Source organism: Streptomyces sp. NPDC059456, assembly GCF_042750055.1.
In the GTDB taxonomy this organism is placed as follows: domain Bacteria; phylum Actinomycetota; class Actinomycetes; order Streptomycetales; family Streptomycetaceae; genus Streptomyces.
In genome coordinates, this window is sequence record NZ_JBHYVA010000971.1 from 1 (window position 1) to 2,286 (window position 2,286).

At 71.5% G+C, this 2,286-nt stretch carries 2 protein-coding genes; both read right to left on the minus strand.

From position 1 onward, the window contains the following. Positions 1 to 56: 56 nt before the first annotated feature. On the minus strand, positions 57 to 1,556 hold the full coding sequence (locus tag ACFXA3_RS41205; RefSeq protein WP_385196413.1) for a CoA-acylating methylmalonate-semialdehyde dehydrogenase: 1,500 nt from the start codon (positions 1,554 to 1,556) through the stop codon (positions 57 to 59). 13 nt (positions 1,557 to 1,569) lie between these two features. Beyond that, positions 1,570 to 2,286 (minus strand): thiamine pyrophosphate-dependent enzyme (locus ACFXA3_RS41210; RefSeq protein ID WP_385196416.1); only part of this gene is annotated, 717 nt, incomplete at its 5' end.

Below are 2,286 nucleotides of genomic sequence, written 5' to 3' on the forward strand. Positions count from 1 at the left end.
CCTGCGGCCCCGGGGTACTGCGTGCGAATCAGCGGTTGCGGGTCAGTGGTTGCGGGTCAGTGGTTGCGGGGGAAGCCCAGGTCCACGCCGATGTGGCCTTCCGACGGGTCCGGCCAGCGGGTCGTGACGACCTTGCCGCGGGTGTAGAAGTGGATGCCGTCGTTCCCGTAGATGTGGTGGTCGCCGAAGAGCGAGTCCTTCCAGCCGCCGAAGGAGTGGTAGCCCACCGGCACCGGGATCGGCACGTTGACGCCGACCATGCCCGCCTCGATCTCCAGCTGGAAGCGGCGGGCCGCGCCGCCGTCGCGGGTGAAGATCGCGGTGCCGTTGCCGAACGGCGAGGCGTTGATCAGTGCCACGCCCTCCTCGTAGGTCTCGGCGCGCAGCACGCACAGCACCGGGCCGAAGATCTCGTCGCGGTAGGCGTCGGAGTCGGTCTTGACGTTGTCGAGCAGCGAGAGGCCGATCCAGTGGCCCTTCTCGAAGCCGTCGACGGTGTAGCCCGTGCCGTCCAGGACCACGTCGGCGCCCTGGTCGGCGGCGCCCTTCACGTACGAGGCGACCTTGTCCCGGTGCGCGGCGGTGATCAGCGGGCCCATCTCGGACGACGGGTCGTTGCCGGGGCCGATCTTGATCTTCTCGGCGCGCTCGCGGATCTTCTCGACCAGCGCGTCGCCGATGGCGCCGACGGCGACGACCGCGGAGATCGCCATGCAGCGCTCGCCCGCCGAGCCGTACGCGGCCGAGACCGCCGCGTCGGCGGCCGCGTCCAGGTCGGCGTCCGGCAGCACCAGCATGTGGTTCTTGGCGCCGCCCAGGGCCTGGACGCGCTTGCCGTTGGCGGAGGCGGTGGTGTGGATGTGGCGGGCGATCGGCGTGGAGCCGACGAAGGAGACGGCCGCGATGCCGGGGTGGGCGAGCAGCGCGTCGACGGCGACCTTGTCACCGTGGACGACGTTGAGCACACCGGCCGGCAGACCGGCCTCGGAGGCCAGCTCGGCCAGCTTGTTGGCGGCCGACGGGTCCTTCTCGCTCGGCTTGAGGATGAAGGTGTTTCCGCAGGCCACGGCCAGCGGGAACATCCACATCGGGACCATCGCCGGGAAGTTGAACGGGGTGATGCCCGCGACCACGCCGAGCGGCTGGCGGATGGCGGCGACGTCGACCCGGTTGGAGACGGAGGTCGACAGCTCGCCCTTGAGCTGGGTGGTGATGCCGCAGGCCAGCTCGACGATCTCCAGGCCGCGCGCGACCTCGCCCAGCGCGTCCGAGTGGACCTTGCCGTGCTCGGCGGTGATCAGCTCTGCGATGGCGTCGCGGTTGGCGTCGAGCAGGGCGCGGTAGGCGAACAGCACCTTGGTGCGGGCGGCCAGCGAGGACTGGCCCCAGGTCTGGTACGCCTCCTGGGCGACGCGTACGGCGGCGTCGACTTCGTCGGCGGACGCGAGGGCGACCTGCGTGGTGACCTCGCCGGTGGCCGGGTCGGTGACCGGGCCGTAGTTGCCCGACGCGCCCTCGACGGTCTTGCCACCGATCCAGTGGTTGACGGTCTTCATGCCTTTTGCTCCTTCACAGATGGCGACGTCGCTGCGCGGCTTGCCGGTCGTACTCTTCGCGGGCCGCGTTCGCGGACGCACGGGTCGCGGTCTCGGCCACAGGAACATCCCACCACGCCTGTGCCGGGGGCGGGCCCGACACAGTGTCGGGTGTTCGGGTCTGTGCGTAGACACATGTGGGGCGGTCTGCCTCACGCGCTTCGGCGAGGGCTTTCCGCAGGTCACCGATGGTGTGGGTGCGGATCACGGCCATTCCCAGGGAGGCCGCGTTGGCCGCGAGGTCCACCGGCAGGGGTGCGCCGGTGTACGAACCGTCCTGCGCCCGGAAGCGGTAGGCGGTCCCGAAGCCCTCGCCGCCCACGGCGCCGGAGAGGCCGCCGATGGAGGCGTAGCCGTGGTTGTCGAGGATCACCACCTTGATCGGGACGCCCTCCTGCACGGCCGTGACGAGTTCGGTGGGGTTCATCAGGTACGTCCCGTCGCCGACCAGCGCCCACACGGGCCGGCCGGGTGCGGCCAGCGCGGTGCCGATCGCGGCGGGGATCTCGTAGCCCATGCAGGAGTAGCCGTACTCCACGTGGTACTGGTCTGCCGTGCGGGCCCGCCACAGCTTGTGCAGGTCGCCGGGGAGCGAGCCGGCGGCGTTGAACAGGATGAGGGCGGCGCCGCGGAACCGGCGGCGCGCCCCCCCCCCCGCGACCACGCCCGCGGCCCCCCCCTCGCGCCCGGG

Excerpts from the sequence above, each read along its gene's own strand:
- ACFXA3_RS41205 (WP_385196413.1), bottom strand. The coding sequence starts at position 1,556 with ATGAAGACCGTCAACCACTGGATCGGTGGCAAGACCGTCGAGGGCGCG.